This window comes from Pseudoxanthomonas sp. PXM03 (assembly GCF_014852005.1).
Classification (GTDB): domain Bacteria; phylum Pseudomonadota; class Gammaproteobacteria; order Xanthomonadales; family Xanthomonadaceae; genus Pseudoxanthomonas_A.
On record NZ_JACVAU010000002.1, the window covers coordinates 1,110,094 to 1,128,872 of the forward strand.

The window sequence follows — 18,779 nt, forward strand, 5'->3', positions numbered from 1 at the left end:
CGAACCTCGATTGAATCCGTGGCGAAGAGCAGATACCACACCTGTCCGGCGGGCATTCCAGCCCGACGTCTTCGCGTGCGAAGGCGCTCCTGGTCGATCACTGTCTCCCGGAAAAAGGGCCGGCACCGGGTGGCGCGAGGTCCCCGCGTTTGCCATGGAGGCGACCGAGCCACATCGCCAGTACGGCCCATGCCAGCGCCAGCAGAACGGCGACGCCCGCGAGGCCGCCCACGGCCCCCCCAGCTCCCGCCAACGTTCTTTCCATCTGCGCGCCCAGGACATCACCCATGCGATACACGAACGTGTCGATGAAGGCCTTCGCCTTGTACTTGTCATTGCGCGGCACCACGGTGAACAGCATCTCGCGCGCAGGTCGGGCGACGCCACGCTGCACTGCCCTGTTGGCGGCATCGAGCAGGAACAGAACGAGGAGGGCGCCCTGCGCCGCCAGGCTCGCGAACCCGAGCGCGGTGGCCAGTGGCAGGAGCACCAGCGCGTGTCCTGTGTCGACACGCCGGGTGAACCGCGTCGCCATCGCGACCTGCAGCGCGAGGAAGACCACCTGGGTCCACATGTCGATGCGTGCCAGCAACGCCGCCATCGCATCAGGCTCTGCCGCCACACCCACAACCAGTTGCAGGCGCGTGAGATAGACGAACGTCGCCATCATCGCCATCAGCAACACATAGCCCGCGATACCGGCGAGATAGGGCGACCGGACCACCGCATGCAGGCCATCCCATGCACCGCCGCCTATCGGCGCGTGGTCATGCGACGCGTGCGCTTCCCCCTCCATGCGCGCTTCCAGGGGGCTTGGCGTGATGTGCGCCAGCCGCCATGCGGCCAGAGCACCCAGCGACAGGAAGAACGCTGAAACCGGCAGGAGGTGGATGGCGCCGAGAGGCTCCGCGAGCCGGGACGTCAACCAAGGGCCGAACACCGCGCCCAGCGTGCCGCCGATCGCGATCAGTGCGAACAAGCGAGCGCTTTGCTCGCGGGTGAAGTGGTCGGACACCAGCGCCCAGAACACCATGGTGCCGAACACGTTGATGACGCTGAACCAGACATAGAACGCCTGTCCCCCTCCCTGAGCGATGGCGAACGGGGCGAACGTCAACAGCACCCAGAACACCACCAGCGTCAGGCAGAAGAAGCCGTAGGTCGCCGCCACGAACAGCGGCCGTCGAAGACGACCCACCAGGAAACCGAACACGGGATTCAACGCCAGTGTCACCACGGCGGTCGTCATGAACAGCCACCGGATGGTCTCCACCCCGCGCACCATGCCGATGGCGTCGCGCACCGGCCGGAGCAGCATCAGGGCGGTCAGCACGAAGAAAAATCCACACGCGGCGATCACCACCGGACCGACTTCGTTCCGGCGTACATCTAAAAGCGTCTTCATCCAGCGCAGCGGCCGCCCCCACGATGCCCGGGGAACGGACCCGGTCATGCGAATCTCCTGCAACGCCACGTTTTTCCCTGCGCCCCGTGGCTATCCGCGCAGCGCGGCATCAGGACGTCGCGCGGTGTCCGCCACCCGGGTCGAAGACGGATGCGGTCAAGCGTTCCGATGCCTGCCACAAGCGCTCCGCCACGTCGGTGTCCATGGCCTGCGGAGGAATCGTGGCCAGCCGCGGGTGACCGCGCGTCTCCCCGAGTTTGTCCGGCCCGTAATACCCGCCCGCTGCCGCGCCCGGCGCAGTCGCGGCGAACAGCGGCGGCAAGGCACCCTGTTCGGCGGGCTGGAAGAGGAACCACAGGTATCGCCGCGCCATTCCCGGCACGCTGCGGGCGCCCGCCCCATTGGGCAGGAGGTCCGTGCGCGAGATGCCCGGATGCGCCGCGATGCTCTGGATGCCCCACCCTTCCTTCGCGCTGCGGCGCTGCAGTTCGAACGCGAACATGAGGCAGGCGAGCTTCGACTGGCTGTAGGCCGCCATCGGCGTGTACCGACGCTTGGATTGCAGGTCGGCGAAGTCGATCGTTCCATTCCTGGCCGCCACGCTCGACAGGCTCACGACGCGCGCTTCGCGTCCCTGTCGCAGCAGCGGCAGCAACTGCGCGGTCAGCGCGAAATGCCCCAGGTGATTCGTGCCGAACTGGAGCTCGAATCCATCGGCGGTTTCCCGCCGTTGCGGCGGTGCCATCACCGCCGCATTGTTGACCAGCAGATCGAGACTGCCGTGCGAGCGGTGCAGGGTGTCGGCGAACGCCTCGATGGACTCCAGGCTCGCCAGGTCCACGGCGCCGAAACGCACGTGCGCGAACGGGACATGCTGGCGCACCTGCTCGACCGCCGCCGCCCCCTTCAAAGGATTCCGGCCCGCCACGATGACGTTGGCGCCGGCCCGGGCCAGCGCAAGGGCGACCTGGAAACCGACGCCGCCGGTGCCCGTGACGACGGCGGTCCGCCCGATCTGGGAGGGAATGTCTGATGCTGTCCAGCCTGTCATGTCGATCACCTCGAAGGTTGTTGGGGGTAAGGGGGGGTCGATGCGCGCGCACCACGGCTCCGGGGCCGGCATGGTCAACGAGACGCATGCCGTGCCCCGGCGCGCGACTCTGTCTAGAGCGAAGCTTCCATGAGGCCACTGATCATGCGTCGCCCCCAGGCGCCGTTGACGAAGATCCACGTCACGAACGCGATGAAGATGCTGGCGGCGACCATCAGCGTCGCGGAGCCGATCCTGGCCAGTGCACCCTGGCTGCTGCGATGCGAACGGATGACGTGCTCGGCAACGATGAGGTTGGGGATGTAGAAGAAGAACGCCATGACCATGTCGAACCACCCCGTGAATCCCCTTCCCGTGCCGGCGCCGCCGGCCACGAGGAACCACGCGCCGTATTCCATCCGGTAGAGCCATGAGCCGACGGTCAGCGCGAACAACCGGATGGCCCAGGCGCGGTGCTGCGTGACGCGGCGGGCGCGGGCGTGGAAGAACGCCAGGCCCGCACACATCACCATCAAGGCCCCGTAGAGAGCGAATCCGATGTCCATCACCGGACCTCCCACCGTGCCCTTCGCGAGGATGAACCCGAGTCCGCCGACACCCGCCAGCGCGGCCGAGACAACGTAGAGACGACCGAGCCAGCGGTGCAGCGCAGGAACGCTCCGCCGCAGACGGCCGATGAACTGCACCGGTCCAAGCAGGAGCAGCACGGCACCCGCCACTAAATGCACGCCGATGGCGACGATGGCCATCGGCGATGCCCTGTCGTAGAGACCCGGCAGGGATTCGTTCCACCGCTCGCCCGCGCCCGCCAGCAGGACGCCGCCGAAGAACGCGACGATATACGCGGCAAAGACAAGGCCACTGATCCAGCTCGTGGTGAACAGCAACGCCGCGCTCCATCGCGATGCGAAGCCCTGCACGACATCGGTGCCAGCGGACCCGAACGGTCTGCCCGATTTCCTGCTCATGTCCATGCGCATGTTCCTGTCGCGTGTTGTGTGCTTGCGAGGTGCAAGGAAGCTGCTTGAGCCTCACCACACTCGCCATGCGTGCCTGCGTCGCGCCGTCTGCATGCTGCCGATGCGTCGCCCGGCGGCGGCGCGATCAGCGGCTGCGCGTCGGGAAACGCGTGCCCGTGATCTCTTCGGTCAGGTCCCACAGACGGGCCGCCGTCGTGGCATCGCGGGCGGCGGCCGGAACGGTGGCCACGCCCAGCGGGCCGGCGATTTCGTTGGGGCCCGTCGGTCCGTAATAGACCCCGCCTTGCGCAGTGGGTGCGGTCGCGGCGTACAACGTTGAAATGGCACCCATCGCTGCAGTCTGCAGATGCGCGCGGTTGCTGGACCACTGGCGTCCCTGTTCGCTGTCGAGTCCGGGGCCGCGGGCGACCAGTTCGGTCACAGCGACACCGGGATGGGCGGCCATGCTCTGGATGCCCCAGCCGCCGGCCTCGCTGCGCCGCTGCAGTTCGAACGCGAACATGAGGCACGCCAGCTTCGACTGGGCGTAGGTCGCCATCGGCACATAAGCACCGGTGGACTGCAGGTCATCGAGGTTGATGGAGCCGCGGTGGATGGCGATGCTCGACAGCGTGACCACGCGCGGCGCGTCGCTCTTGCGCAGCAGCGGCAACAGCTCGGCGGTCAGGACGAAGTGTCCGGCATAATTGGTGGCGAACTGCATTTCCAGTCCGTCCACGGACGTGCCGCGCTCCGGCGGCGCCATGATCGCCGCGTTGTTGATCAATCCATCCAGTCGCGGCAACGTGGCGCCCAGGCGCTTGCCCAGGTCGCGCACCGATGACAGGTCGGCCAGGTCGACGGCTTCGAACTGCACCTGTGCATCCGGGACGTCCTGCCTGATCCTGTCGATCGCTTCGCGCCCGCGCTGCGGGTTTCGTGCGGCAATGACAACACGGGCGCCGGAAGACGCCAGCGCCTTCGCGTCCTCGAATCCCATGCCGCTGGTGCCGCCGGTGACCAGGAAAATGCGCCCCTTCTGCGAGGGCATGTCGGCCGTGCTCCAGGTCGGCGGCGGCGGCGTTTGCGCGATGGCATCCGTCGCCATCACGCTGCCCAGCAGCAGGCCGAAGGCGGCGATCCGCCCCCGCCATGTCGACGGGGTGGCGGAGCCGGATGGGACGTTTCGTTCAGTGATCATGGGTGTTTCCTCGCAGTGGGGTTGGGGGGTAGTCGCGGGAACGCATCAGACGTGCCTGCTCAGGCCCGGCACTTCATGAAGGTCGGGGAAGTTGTTTCCACCATGTTTCAGCCCTCGGGGTGGGCAGTGGTGGGATGTGGAGCGCGCTGCGCGGGAGACATCGCGTCGTGCTGCGTGGAAGGAGTCGTTTCATCCGCCATCACCGATGCGGCGCGCCGTGCATGCGCGCGCCCCAGCCAGATGCCGATCACGGCCCACGCAAACGCCAGCGGCACGACCACGCTGGCCAGTCCGCCCAGGGCCAGCCCCAGCCGACCGAGCGCACCTTCGGTCTGCGCACCGACCACATCGCCGGTGCGGTACATGAACGTATCGACGAAGGCTTTGGCCTTGTACTTTTCCTCGCGGCTCACCACGGTGAACAACGCCTCGCGTGCCGGTCGCGTGATGCCGCGCTGCACGGCGCGGTTGGTGGCCTCGAGCAGGACCAGCACGACGAACGAACCATAGATCGCCAATCCGATGAAGCCGAGCGCGGTGGCGACCGGTAGGATCGCCAGCGCCACGCCCAGACCGAAGCGCTGGATGATCTTGCCGGTCAGGGTAAGTTGCAGCACCAGCACGGCGACCTGGGTCCACATGTCGATGTTGCCGAGGATCGCCGCGCGCGCATCCATGCTGTCCGACACCGCCGCGACCATCTGCAGTCGGGTGAAGTAGATGAACGTGGCGAGCACGGTCATCAGCAGAACGTAACCCGCGATGGCGGTCAGGTAGCGCGACCGGAACACGGCCACGAGGCCGGCCCATGCACTGCCGCCGATGCGTTCGGATTCGGCAGCGAACCGGGGCGCGTGGACAGGAGCGTCGGCGGTCGCGCGATCCGGCACCACATGCACCAGCAGCCATGCCGCGAACAACGCCACGAGAAGAAAGCCGCCGGCGACCAGCAGCAGGCTGGGTGTGCCGAGGGGCACGGCGAGTTGCGACGTGAGCCAAGGCCCGAGTATCGCCCCGAGCGTGCCGCCCACCGAGATCAGTGCGAAGAAGCGCTTGCCCTGCTCGCTGGTGAAACGATCGGCCAGCAAGGCCCAGAACACCATGGTCACGAACAGGTTGAACACGCTGAACCACACATAGAACACCTGGCCGCTGCGCTGGCCGATGGCACCCGGTGCGAACATCAGCAGAGCCCAGAACCCGATCAGGCTCGCGATGAAGAAGCCGTAGGTCACGCCGATGAACTGCAGTCGCCGCAGGCGTCCGACCAGCCAGCCGAACAGCGGATTGACCGCCAGCGTCGCCACGGCCGTACCGACGAACAGCCAGCGGATGCTCTCGATGCCACGCTCCATGCCCAGCGCATCACGCGCTGGCCGCAGCAGCATCAATGCGGTCAGTACACAGAAGAAGAACACCGCGCCGATCAGCACCGGCCCGACTTCATCGCGGCGAAGATTGAACAGGGTCTGCAGCAGGCGTGGGCGGCGCGATGCGGGCGACGTTGTCGTGGTGGGGGGCATCAAGGGATCCTGGGTCGAGAGTGCCGGATGGCCGGGTCGTCAGCGGGATGGACGATCCACTACCGGGAGGGACGCGCTCATGCGGTCGGACCTCGAGGGAAACCGGGTGGCGCTGAGGGCTTCGCTCAGCGTCCACAGGCGTGAGGCCGCCTGCGCATCCGTCGCCGCCTCGGGCACGCGGGCGAAGCCAAGCGGGCCACGCAGTTCCATCATCCCGGTCGGCCCGTAGTAGCCGCCGCCACGTGCATCGGGTGCGGTCGAGGCATACAGCGTCGGCAATGCGCCGCGCGCGGCCGGCTGCAACACGAACCTCATTACGCTGCGACGCACGAAACCGTTGTTGACCTGCAGGTTGGTGCGCGACACGCCCGGATGGGATGCGATGCTCTGGAGGCCCCAGCCCTGCGCATCGCTGCGACGCTGCAGTTCGCGGGCGAACATCAGGCACGCCAGCTTGGACTGCTGGTATGCGTCCGCGGGATCGTAGTCCTGTTCGAACTGGAGATCATCGAAGTGGAGCGTGCCGCGGCGGGCGGCGATGCTGGACAGCGTCACCACCCGCGGAGCATCCGACTTCCGCAACAGCGGCAGCAGCTCCGCAGTCAATGCGAAGTGGCCCAGGTAGTTGACCGCGAACTGCATCTCGTAGCCGTCAGCGGATGTGTCTCGCTGCGGCGGCTCCATGATGCCCGCGTTGTTGATAAGGCCATCGAGACGCGGCAACGTCGCATTGAGGCGGCTGCTCAGTGCATGGACCGACGCCAGGTCGGCGAGGTCCAGTGATTCGAAGCGGATACTGGCATTCGGCGTTTCATTGCGGATGCTCGCGATCGCGGCTTCACCTCGTTCCGCGTTGCGCGCCACGATGATCACCTGCGCGCCCGCCGCCGCCAGCGCCTTGGCGCTTTCGTAGCCGATGCCGCTCGTTCCACCCGTCACCAGGAACACCCGTCCGACCTGCGACGGCATGTCGGACGCGCTCCAGTCCGGCCTGGGCGCATCCTGTGCGACCGAACCACTTGCCGCGCAGGCGGAAAGAAGCAGTGCACCGACCGATGCAAGGAGCATCCGCCACCGGAAACGTGCCGGTCGCGACGCGTGCCTGGGCGTGGTGGTCGCCGTGTCCGTTCGACGGTGAGAGGAAAGACGGAACGCAAGCCGGTTGACCACGGGCGGCACCTCACGGTGAAGAGACGGTTCGGGGGAGTGGCCTGCGTGAGAGCAGCAGGCACTGCAGTGTCAGAGGCCGCGATTAAGATGCGTTTAAGGCGCACGGCAGCGTCGCGCCGTCGCGCAACGCGTGCGATGGAACGCTTCGGCATCGGCATTAATCCGGTCTTAAAGCCGGAGGACGACCATCGCCGATCGCTTCGCAGACCGCCTCCACCATGGACACGATCCTCCTCGTCGAAGACGACCTCATGCTCGGCCGGGCATTGACGGCAGCACTCGGGCAGGAAGGGTGGCGCGTGGTGCGCCACGAGGACGCGCGATCGGCGGAGGCCGCGCTCGTCGACCACGGCTTTGTCGCCGTGCTGCTCGATCTCGGCCTCGCGCGCGGTTCCGGACTGGATGTGCTGGCGACAATGCGCGAACGCCACGACGCGACGCCCGTCCTGATCATCACCGCGCGCGACCAGCTGAGCGACCGCATCCGCGGCCTCGATGCGGGCGCGGACGACTACATTGTCAAACCGTTCCAGCGCGACGAAATGCTGGCACGACTTCGCGCGGTGCTGCGTCGCACGCGCGGCAAGGTGACGCCGGTACTGCGTTGGCGCGGTGTCGAGGTGGACCCCGGCGCGAGCACCGCGTATCTCAACGGCAAGCGCATCGGCCTGAGCGCCAACGAGTTCCGCATCCTGCAGGTGTTGTTCGAGGCGCGTGGTCGCGTGTTGAGCCGCGACCAGTTGCAGGACTGCCTCTACCGCGGCGGCACGGAGGTCGGCAGCAATGTCGTCGCGGTCTACGTGCACCAGTTGCGGCGGAAACTGGGTGATGGCGTGGTGGTGACGGAAGTCGGTCTCGGTTACCGCGCCGGGGACGAAGCGTGATGCGCGCGCTGCGTACGCGGCTGCTTGTGGCGCTGGCCGCTGTCCTGCTGGTTGCCTGGTCCACGGGGTTCGCGCTGCAGTACCTGGACATGTCCGCGCGGCAATGCGGCGAGGCCGATGGCATGTTGCGCAATGTCGCCGAGCAGATCCTGCAATCCCTGCCCTCGGACATCACGGTCGCCGGCCAGCAGGCGCCGTTCGAACTCGACACCGCCTCGATGCCCGCGAACGGAAAGTTCGCCGCGCTCGGCTTCCAGGTCTGGGAGCACGGCACCGGCCGGCGCCTGATGTCGTCGCGACCGGCGCCGGAGCATGCGATGGTCGCGAGCCTTGTGGACGGTTTCTCGGAGGTCACCATCGCCGGCGCCGCCTGGCGCGTGTTCGCCGTCAGCGACGCGCAGCATCGGGTGCAGGTGCAGGTCGGCCTGCCGCAGTCCGCATTGCAGGCGGAGTTGCGGAAGTGGCTGGGCGCGAGCCTGGGCACGGCGCTTCTCCTGCTCTGCGCCATCGGCCTGGCGATCTGGTCGGTGATCCACTGGTCGCTGCGGCCGGTGCTCGTCCTCAGCGACGCTATTGCGACGCGGACATCGCTGGACCTGGCGCCGATTCCCGAACGCGGCCTGCCGGATGAATTCGCGCCACTGATCCGTGCGTTCAACCAGTTGATGATGCGGCTGGCACAGGCACTGCAGCATGAGCGCGCCTTCCTCGGCGAAGCGGCGCATGAGCTGCGCACCCCGCTGGCGGCGCTGCTGACCCAGGCGCAGGTATTGCAGAACGCAGGCGATCGCGACGACGCGAGCGACGCCCTCGATCACCTCATCGCGGGCATCGAGCGCACCTCGAGGCTCGCGCAGCAACTGCTCGATGCAGCACGGGTGGACGCCGGTGTCGCCAGCACCCGCACGCAGGACGTGGACCTTGCGCTGGTCGCCGGGATGGTGGCCGATGAGTTCGGTCTGTCTGCAGCGCGGAACGGCCAGTCGATCGAGCTGGAGGTGAGCCATGCACCCGTGCACGGCGACATCGACGATCTGGGGATCCTGCTGCGCAACCTGATCGACAACGCCCTGCGCCACGGTGGGCCAGGTGCGCGCGTGCGCATCGAAACGCGGATCGGGAGCAGTGGATCAGGACATGCGGCCACCCTGGTCGTGGCCGACGATGGCCCCGGCATCCCCGAAAGCGAACACGCGCGCATGTTCGAGCGCTTCTACCGTGTCGGTCGCGGTCATGGCGTGCAAGGCGTCGGCATGGGCCTCGCGCTGGTGGAACGGGTGGTCGCATCGCACGGTGGCCGGCTGCACTGCGGTACCGGACTGGATGGCCGTGGCTTCGGCATCGAGATCCGGTTTCCCCTGGCGGCGGCACAACGCCATGCCACCCCGGCAACCATGTAGCGGACATTCGGATCACCCTGCCCCGTCCCGGGGAGGGAACGGGCAGCAGCAGCGGGGCACCCCGCACTCTGGCAAGAATCCCAGCTCCTGGGCGGCAGGGTCCGAGGCCCGCTGCCGCAGCTCCCGCCTCACGCACTGACCCCCTTCACGTCAGCGTCCCGACGTGCATGCAAGGATGGGCTCCACGTCGGTTGCCCCGCCCTCACAGGATGTCCGATGCCCCAGGTCTGGAGGGTCTTCAGCCACTGGTTGCGCCTGCGTCGACGCTTGTGGCGCTGGCGCCGCGCGGCCACCAAGAAGCCCCTGGGTGCGGAAGCACCCTTGCGCTCGCAGCTGTTCAACGTCGAGCAGATGGAAATGCACGGCCGCGCGCTGGCGCGCGCGCACCGGATACACACGCGTCCAGGGCCGGAACGCCTGCTTGACCGTCTGGGCGAGAACGAAGGCCTGCTGGATGACGTCTGCGCACTGCTCACGCGGATGGTCCAGGACGACATGCGCATCACGCCGGCCGGCGAGTGGTTGCTGGACAACTACTACCTGGTGGAAGAACAGGTACTCACCGCGCGGCGGCATCTGCCCAAGGGCTACAGCCGCCAGCTTCCCTCGCTGAGCCAAGGTCCCTCCTCCGGCCTGCCGCGCGTCTACGACCTCTCGCAGGAAGCGATCGCGCATGGCGACGGCCGCATCGATGCGGAAACCCTCAGCCGCTTCTTCGCCGCCTACCAGTCCATCACCCCGCTGAAGCTCGGCGAGCTGTGGGCCATCCCGATCATGTTGCGGCTGGCGCTGATCGACAATCTGCGCCGCATGGCGGTGCGCGTGATGCGCGATGGCGCCGACCACAGGCTGGCCAGCGAGTGGGCCGGGCAGCTCAACCGCACCGCAGCGGAGAGCCCCAAGGACGTGGTGCTGGTGATCGCCGACATGGCGCGCTCGGATCCACCGCTGACCGGCGCGTTCGTTTCCGAACTGATGCGCGGCCTGCAGGGGCGGGGCGGCGTGTCGTCCATGCCGATCACCTGGCTCGAACAATGGGTCGCCGACGGCGGCCAGCGCATCGAGGAACTGGTCCACCTGGAAAGCCAGCAGCAGGCGGCGGACCAGGTGTCCATCAGCAACAGCATCGGCAGCCTGCGCTTCCTGGCGAACATGGACTGGCGGGAGTTCGTGGAGGACATGAGCGTGGTCGAGCGCACCCTGCGCGAAGACCCGGCCCGCACCTATGCGCTGATGGATTTCAGCACGCGCGACAGCTATCGGCATGTGGTCGAGAAAATCGCCCGCCTGGCCGACGTGGGCGAAAAGGACGTGGCGGACATCGCCCTGCAACTGGCGCAGTCCGCCGCTGCGTCCGATCCGATGGGCTACCAGGCCCATGTCGGCTTCTATCTCGTGGACGACGGCGTTGCCCGTACCCAGGCTGCAGTGGCGGAGTTCCTCGCCGGCGGGCGACGGGTACGCCTGCGTCCGCGCCGCATTCCCCTGCTGGCCTATCTGACGCCCATCGCCGCGATCATCGGACTGTTCACCTATGGTCTGCTGACGGCCGGATCCCCCCTCCAGGGCGTGCCGGTCTGGCTGTTGATCGCACTCGCCCTGCTCGCTTTCAGCGAACTGGGCATCGCACTGGTGAACTGGGCGGCGACCCTGCTCGTACCGCCAAGGCCGTTGCCCAGGATGGATTTCTCCAAAGGCATCCCGGCGACATCGCGCACGCTGGTGGTGGTGCCCAGCATGCTGGGCAGTGCCGAAGGCGTGGACAGCCTCGTCGAGGCGCTGGAAGTGCGCTTCCTGGCCAATCGCGACCGCCACCTGCATTTCGCGCTGCTCACCGATTTCCTGGATGCGGACGATGCCTCGCTGCCGGGCGATGCCGCCCTGGTCGCGCGTGCGGCGGAACGGATCGAACAGCTCAACCGGCGCTATGCACCGGAGCGGGCGGAGGTTGGCGGCGGCGACCTGTTCTTCCTGTTCCACCGGCCACGCCAGTGGAATGCGCGCGAGCGGCGCTGGATGGGCTACGAACGCAAGCGCGGCAAGCTGGCGGCCCTGAACCGGCTCCTGCGTGGTGGAAACACGGACGAGTTCCTGCAGGTGACCGGCAACACCGGCGTGCTGTCGCAGGTACGCTACGTGATCACCCTGGACACGGACACGCGCTTGCCGCGCGATGCGGCGCGCGAGTTCGCCGGCACGTTGTCGCACCCGCTCAACCAGGCGGCATTCGATCAGCATCATCGCCGCGTCGTGCGAGGCTACGGCATCCTCCAACCCAGCGTCGGCACCAGCCTCAGTGGGCGACCGAACTCGCGCTACGCGCGCATGTTTGGCAGCGAGCCCGGGATCGATCCGTACACGCGCACGGTCTCGGATGTGTATCAGGACCTGTTCGGCGAAGGCTCCTTCGTCGGCAAGGGCATCTACGACGTGGATGCATTCGAGCACGCACTCGCCGACCGCTTCCCCGACAACCGCATCCTCAGCCATGACCTGCTCGAAGGCTGCTATGCGCGTGCCGGCCTGGTCAGCGACGTGCGTCTGTTCGAGGACTATCCGTCGCGCTACGCGGCCGACGTGAAACGGCGCTATCGCTGGATCCGTGGCGACTGGCAGTTGTTGCCATGGTTGCTGCCCTGGGTGCCGCGCCACGGAGGCGGGCGTGAACGCAACCCGCTCTCGTGGCTGTCGCGCGGCAAGCTGCTCGACAACCTGCGCCGGAGCCTGGTGCCGGCGGCGACCACGGTGCTGCTGGTGCTGGGCTGGCTGTTCTCGCCCGACCCCCTCGTGTGGACAGCATGGCTGCTGAGCCTCTGGGCGCTGCCCGTGCTGGTTCCCGCGCTCCGCGATGTCTTCGTCATCCCGGTGGACATGCCGCTGGAAACGCATCTGCTGCAAGTGGGCCGATCGAGCCTGCGGCAACTGCTGCGCGCCGCGGTGAACGTGGCCTGCCTGCCTTACGAAGCCTTCTTCAGCCTGGGCGCCATCGTACGCACGCTGTGGCGCCTGCTGGTCACGCGCAGGCATCTGCTGCAATGGAATCCGTCCAGCGAGGTGGAGCGCAGCCTGGGCAGCGGCATCAAGGCCGAACTGCTGAGCATGGCGCCAGCCCCCCTGATCGCCGCCGCCATCGCCGCATTGCTGGCGTTGAAGCAGCCGGATGCGTTGTGGGTCGCCGCCCCGCTGCTGGCGCTCTGGCTGGTGTCGCCGGCCATCATGGCGTGGCTGGGGCGCCCGCCCGGCCAGCGCGACGGGAAGCTGTCCGCCACGCAGCTGGCGTTCCTCGGGACGCTGTCGCGGCGCACCTGGGCGTTCTTCGAGACCTATGTACGCGCGGAGGATCACTGGCTCCCGCCCGACAACGTGCAGGAACACCCCACGCTGGTGGTGGCGCGGCGCACGTCACCCACCAACATCGGACTGTCGCTGCTGGCCAACCTCGCCGCCCACGATTTCGGCTACCTGCAGACCGGCGGCGTGATGGCGCGTACGCGCCTGGTGTTCGACACACTGGATGCGCTGCCGCGCCATCGCGGGCACTTCTACAACTGGTACGACACCGCGACGCTGCAGCCCCTGCCACCGGCGTACATCTCCACCGTCGACAGCGGCAACCTGGCAGGCCATCTGCTGACGCTGCGCCAGGGCCTGCTGGCCCTGGTCGACGCGCCCGTGCTGGCGCCCGGCACGTTCAACGGGCTGGCCGATACCCTGGCCGTGCTGGAAGACGCGCGCCAGGGCGTGCGTGCGGAAGGCGACACGCTGCCTGCTGCCCTGGACGCATTCCGTACGTCACTGGCGCAGGCGCAACGGGAACCGCCCGCGACCGTCGAGGAAGCCGAACGCGTGCTGGCGCGGCTGGCGGCGCAAGCCGATGACATCGCGCAGGCATGGCCGATGCCCGACACCGACGGTGGGCATCCCCATCACTGGCCGACGGCACTGGTCGAAGGCTGCCGATCCGCGCATGCGGAACTGCAATTCCTGTCGCCCGACGCCGGCACCGGCGATGGCCAGCGCATTCCGACCTTGCGCGAACTGCAGGACGGGTCCACCAGCCCGCTGGCAGGCCGGCGCGCGCGCGAACGGATCCACCAGCTGGAACGCCTGGCGCACATCGCCGGGCAGTTCTCGCTGATGGAATACGACTTCCTCTACGACCGCGCGCGCCATCTGCTCGTGATCGGCTACAACCTGGACGAACACCGGCTCGACAGCGGCTTCTACGACCTGCTCGCCTCGGAGGCGCGCCTGTGCAGTTTCGTCGCGATCGCGCAGGGCCAGTTGCCGCAGGAAAGCTGGTTCGCGCTGGGCCGCCTGCTGACCGAGGTCAACGGCGACGCCACGCTGCTGTCGTGGAGCGGTTCGATGTTCGAGTACCTGATGCCGCAGCTGGTCATGCCCAGCTACCCGGACACGCTGCTGGACCAGACGTCGCGACACGCCGTGGACGCGCAGATCGCGCACGGTGCGCGGCATGACGTGCCGTGGGGCATCTCCGAGTCGGGCTACAACACCGTCGACGCACGCATGAACTACCAGTACCGTGCGTTCGGCGTCCCGGGGCTGGGCCTGAAGCGGGGGCTGGGCCAGGACCTGGTCATCGCGCCGTACGCCAGCATGATGGCGTTGATGGTGGCGCCGGAAGCCGCGTGCGAGAACCTGCAGCGGCTCGACGCGCTGGGGTTCGGTGGACACTTCGGACTGTACGAAGCCATCGACTACACGCCGGCCCGCGTTCCGCCCGGACAGGAATGCGTGGTGGTGCGCTCCTTCATGGCCCATCACCAGGGCATGGGATTCCTTTCGCTCGTCCACCTGCTGCGCCAGCAGCCGATGCAGCGGCGCTTCGTCGCCGATGCCGAATTCCAGGCCACCCTGTTGTTGCTGCAGGAGCGCATCCCGCATACGGGTGTGTTCCACCCGCACGAAGCCGAAACGCTCGGCACGCGCGCCGCGCCGACCGAGTCGGAAACCCAGCTGCGGATCTTCCGCGACCCGGGCACCTCGCGCCCCGCCGTGCAGTTGCTCTCCAACGGGCGCTACCACGGCCTGCTGACCAGTGCCGGCGGCGGGTACAGCCGCCATCGCGACATGGCGGTCACGCGCTGGCGCGAGGACGGCACGCGCGACAACTGGGGCAGCTTCTGCTACCTGCGCGACGTGGAGAGCAGCGAGTACTGGTCCACCTCGCTGCAACCCACCTGCGTGCCCGTCGACCAGTACGAAGCGATCTTCTCCGATGCCAAGGCCGAGTTCCGCGGACGCAAGCGCGGCTACGAAAGCCATCTGGAGATCGCCATCTCCGCCGAGGACGACATCGAACTGCGCCGGTTGCGCCTGAGCAACCGCAGCCGGCGCACGCGCACCATCGAGATCACCACGTATGCCGAGGTGGTGCTGGCGCCCGCCATTGCCGACGAACTGCACCCGGCCTTCAGCAACCTGTTCGTGCAATCGGAGATCGTGCGCGAGAAGCAGGCACTGCTGTGCACGCGCCGGCCGCGCGCGCACGATGAAGTGCCGCCGTGGATGTTCCACCTGGTGGCGGTGCACGATGCCGACATCAGCACGATCTCGTACGAGACCGACCGCGCACGCTTCCTGGGCCGCGGCAACACACCCCGCTCGCCGCATGCGCTCACGGACCAGGAGGCGCTCTCGGACAGCGAAGGCTCGGTACTGGATCCCATCGTGGCGATCCGCTGCCGGATCGAACTCGCGCCAGGGCAGACCGCGATGATCGACATGGTCCACGGCGTGGGCCTGGACCGCGATGCGTGCACCGACCTGATCGACAAGTACCGGGACCGCCGCCTGGCCGACCGCGTCTTCGACCTGGCATGGACCCACAGCCAGGTGGTGAGGCGCCAGATCAACGCCTCCCAGGCCGACGCGCAGCTCTACGAGCGGCTGGCTGGTCTCATCGTGTACGCGCATCCGTTGCTGCGCGCCGATGCCGACGTGCTGCTGCAGAACCAGCGTGGCCAGTCCGGACTGTGGGGCCACGCGATCTCCGGCGACCTGCCCATCGTGCTGCTGCAGATTTCCGATGCCGACAACATCGACCTGGTCCGCCAGATGGTGCAGGCACACGCCTATTGGCGTCTGAAGGGCCTGCGCGCAGACCTGGTGATCTGGAACGAGAGCCAGGCCGGCTATCGCCAGCAGTTGCAGGACCAGATCCTGGGCATGATCTCGGCCGATCCGGAGGCGAACGTACTGGATCGACCGGGCGGCATCTTCGTGCGCCCCGGCCACCAGATGTCGCAGGAGGACCGCATCCTGCTGCAATCGGTGGCGCGGGTGATCGTCAGCGACCAGTCGGGCTCGCTGGCATCCCAGATCGGCCGTCGCGAACCGGCCGAACGCCTGATGCCGGCGCTGTTGGCCGAAGGCCCGCGGGAAGAGCGCGCAGCGCTTCCGGAACTGGAAGCCGCGACCGGACTGCCCCCGCCCGCCGATGTCGACGAAGGCGACGATGCGTGGCCATTCGAAGCCGTGGCCACCGCATTCCTGCACGACAACGGCACCGGCGCGTTCGCTGCCGATGGACGCGAGTACGTGATCGTCACGCGCGAAGGCAGTCCGACACCGGCACCGTGGTCCAACGTACTCGCCAACGACCGGTTGGGCACGGTCGTCAGCGAAAGCATGGCCGGCTACACGTGGTTCGAGAATGCCCACGAATTCCGCCTCACGCCGTGGCACAACGACCCGGTCGCCGACAGCGGTGGCGAAGCATTCTACCTGCGCGACGAGGACACCGGGCAGGTGTGGTCGCCGCTGCCGCTGCCATGCCGGGGACGCGGTGCATACCGCACGCGCCATGGCTTCGGCTACAGCGTGTACGAGCATGTCGAGGACGGCATCGCCAGCGAATTGTGGGTGTACGTGGCGGTCGAGGATGCGGTCAAGTACTCGGTGCTGAAGGTGCGCAACCTGTCGGGCCGCGCTCGCCGGCTTTCCGCGACCGGTTACGTGGAATGGGTGCTGGGCGACCTGCGCGTGAAGTCGCAGATGCACGTCATCACCGAGCAGGATGCCGGCAGCGGCGTACTGACGGCACGCAACCCGTACAACACGGAGTTCGGTGGCCGGGTCGCCTTCTTCGACACCGACGCCAGTGGCTGCAGCTTCACCGGCGATCGCACGGAGTTCCTCGGACGCAACGGCAGCATGGGCGCTCCGGCGGCGATGCAGCGCGAACGCCTGTCCGGCCGCCTGGGCGTGGGGCTCGATCCTTGCGCCGCCATCCAGGTGCCGTTCTCCCTGCTCGATGGCGAAGCGTCGGAGACGGTGTTCCGGCTGGGCATGGGCAAGGACCACGAGGAAACGCTGCAACTCGCGCGGCGCGTGCAGGGCGTGCAGCGCGCGCACGATGCCCTGGACGCCGTGCGTATCCACTGGCGCGGGCTGCTCACCTCGGTGCAGGTCAGCACGCCCGACCCCAGTGTGGATGCGCTGGTGAATGGCTGGCTGATGTATCAGACGCTCGCATGCCGCTACGTGGCACGCAGCGGCTATTACCAGTCCGGTGGCGCGTTCGGCTTCCGCGACCAGTTGCAGGACACCATGGCGACGTTGCATGCCAGGCCCGCGTTGACCCGCGCGCACCTGTTGCTGTGCGCCGCCCACCAGTTCCCGCAGGGCGATGTGCTGCACTGGTGGCATCCCCCGCAGGGACGCGGCGTGCGGACACGCTGTTCGGACGACTATCTGTGGCTGCCGTTCGCGACCTGCCGCTACCTGGAAGTGACGGGCGATGCCAGCGTGCTGGACGAGGACGTGGGCTTCGTCGATGGACGCCCGGTCAATCCCGACGAGGAGTCCTATTACGACATGCCGGCGACGTCGTACCTGCGGCAGTCGTTCTACCGGCATTGCGTGCTGGCGCTCCGGCGTGGCTGCAGCCTGCTCGGCGAGCGCGGCCTGCCCCTGATCGCGACCGGCGACTGGAACGATGGCATGAACCGCGTCGGCGAAGCGGGACGTGGCGAAAGCGTATGGCTGGGCTTCTTCCTGTACGACACGCTGCAGCGCTTCATCTCCGTTGCGCGCCTGCGCGGCGATGAGGCATTCGCCGACGAATGCGCGGAGCACGCCGAGCGCCTGCGCGGGAACCTGGAAGCGCATGCCTGGGACGGCGAGTGGTACCGGCGGGCCTGGTTCGACGATGGCACGCCGCTGGGCTCGCGCCAGAGCGATGAATGCAGGATCGATTCGATCTCGCAGAGCTGGTCGGTCCTGTCGGGTGCGGCGGATGCGGCCCGCGCCACGCAGGCCATGGCGTCGCTGGACCGCTACCTCGTGAAGCGCGAGGCGGGCCTGATCCAGCTGCTCGATCCTCCCTTCGACAAGACGCCGAAGGATCCCGGCTACATCCGCGGCTACGTGCCGGGCGTGCGCGAGAACGGCGGCCAGTACACCCACGCTGCGGTGTGGGCCGCGATGGCGTTCGCGCGCCAGGGCGACACGGAGCGCGCATGGGAACTGGCGCGCATGATCAATCCCATCAACCACGCGCAGGATCCCGCCTCGACCGCGCTCTACAGGGTGGAGCCGTACGTGCTGGCCGCCGATGTCTACGGCGTGGCGCCCCATGTGGGCCGCGGCGGCTGGACCTGGTACACCGGTTCCGCCGGCTGGATGTACCGCCTGCTGACCGAGTCGCTGCTGGGACTGCAGCGCGTCGGTGGCGAGCTTGCACTCGCGCCCTGCCTGCCTCGCGACTGGCCGGCGTACGAACTTCGCTACCGCTTCGGGAGCAGCCTGTACATCATCTCCGTGCAACAGGTCGATGGCGGCACGGCGACGTTGCGGGTGGACGGCGCGGAGCAGTCCGGCGTCCGGTTCGCGCTGGTGGACGACGGCGGCGTGCATCGCGTGGAGGCGCGCTGGCCGCGCGCACCGGCGTGAAATCGCGCGCGCAACTCGACGCGGACCTGGATCGCCTGGCGGCAATGCTGCCGCCCTGGCTGCAGCACCTCCGCCACGAGGCGCAGTTCTGGCCGCAGTTCGAAGCGCTGGCGCTGGACATCCTGGGCGACGCCGCCGACCACGACCGCGATCATGTGCAGCTGCGGCTGGATGCGATGCTTGCCACCCACGGCAAAGCGGCGCCCGGCCGGGACGCACGCGGAACATCGCCGCAGGATGGAATGCGGTAGGCGCCACGGCGCGAAC

At 67.9% G+C, this 18,779-nt stretch carries 10 protein-coding genes; 4 read left to right on the plus strand and 6 right to left on the minus strand.

Annotated features, from left to right (window positions below; all coding sequences use genetic code 11):
- Nucleotides 1-97: 97 nt before the first annotated feature.
- The 6 genes from IB223_RS14070 to IB223_RS14095 form a co-directional block, all read right to left on the minus strand.
- Entirely contained in the window at nt 98-1,453 is a 1,356-nt protein-coding gene (locus IB223_RS14070) for a hypothetical protein (RefSeq protein ID WP_225591040.1), read from the minus strand.
- 61 nt (nt 1,454-1,514) lie between these two features.
- The gene (locus IB223_RS14075; protein WP_192202318.1) at nt 1,515-2,456 is read right to left on the minus strand and encodes an SDR family oxidoreductase; all 942 of its coding nucleotides are present in this window, start codon (nt 2,454-2,456) and stop codon (nt 1,515-1,517) included.
- A gap of 113 nt (nt 2,457-2,569) precedes the next feature.
- A complete protein-coding gene (locus IB223_RS14080) occupies nt 2,570-3,424 on the minus strand; it encodes a DUF2306 domain-containing protein (RefSeq protein WP_192202319.1) in 855 nt (284 codons plus the stop codon).
- 136 nt (nt 3,425-3,560) lie between these two features.
- A complete protein-coding gene (locus IB223_RS14085; protein ID WP_225591041.1) occupies nt 3,561-4,616 on the minus strand; it encodes an SDR family oxidoreductase in 1,056 nt (351 codons plus the stop codon).
- A gap of 107 nt (nt 4,617-4,723) precedes the next feature.
- Entirely contained in the window at nt 4,724-6,139 is a 1,416-nt protein-coding gene (locus tag IB223_RS14090) for an MFS transporter (protein ID WP_192202320.1), read from the minus strand.
- A gap of 39 nt (nt 6,140-6,178) precedes the next feature.
- A complete protein-coding gene (locus IB223_RS14095; protein WP_255431488.1) occupies nt 6,179-7,183 on the minus strand; it encodes an SDR family oxidoreductase in 1,005 nt (334 codons plus the stop codon).
- Between the two features lie 344 nt (nt 7,184-7,527).
- Here IB223_RS14095 and IB223_RS14100 point away from each other — a divergent pair, with 344 nt between their 5' ends.
- From IB223_RS14100 to IB223_RS14115, 4 genes are all read left to right on the plus strand, one after another.
- Entirely contained in the window at nt 7,528-8,193 is a 666-nt protein-coding gene (locus tag IB223_RS14100) for a response regulator transcription factor (RefSeq protein ID WP_192202322.1), read from the plus strand.
- Nucleotides 8,193-9,593: a HAMP domain-containing sensor histidine kinase gene (locus tag IB223_RS14105; RefSeq protein ID WP_192202323.1), complete on the plus strand. Its 1,401-nt coding sequence runs from the start codon at nt 8,193-8,195 to the stop codon at nt 9,591-9,593. The genes IB223_RS14100 and IB223_RS14105 overlap by 1 nt, the downstream gene beginning before the upstream one ends.
- Nucleotides 9,594-9,809: 216 nt before the next feature.
- On the plus strand, nt 9,810-18,512 hold the full coding sequence (locus tag IB223_RS14110; RefSeq protein ID WP_192202324.1) for a glycoside hydrolase family 94 protein: 8,703 nt from the start codon (nt 9,810-9,812) through the stop codon (nt 18,510-18,512).
- Nucleotides 18,509-18,763: a hypothetical protein gene (locus IB223_RS14115; protein ID WP_343227202.1), complete on the plus strand. Its 255-nt coding sequence runs from the start codon at nt 18,509-18,511 to the stop codon at nt 18,761-18,763. The genes IB223_RS14110 and IB223_RS14115 overlap by 4 nt, the downstream gene beginning before the upstream one ends.
- Nucleotides 18,764-18,779 lie beyond the last annotated feature (16 nt).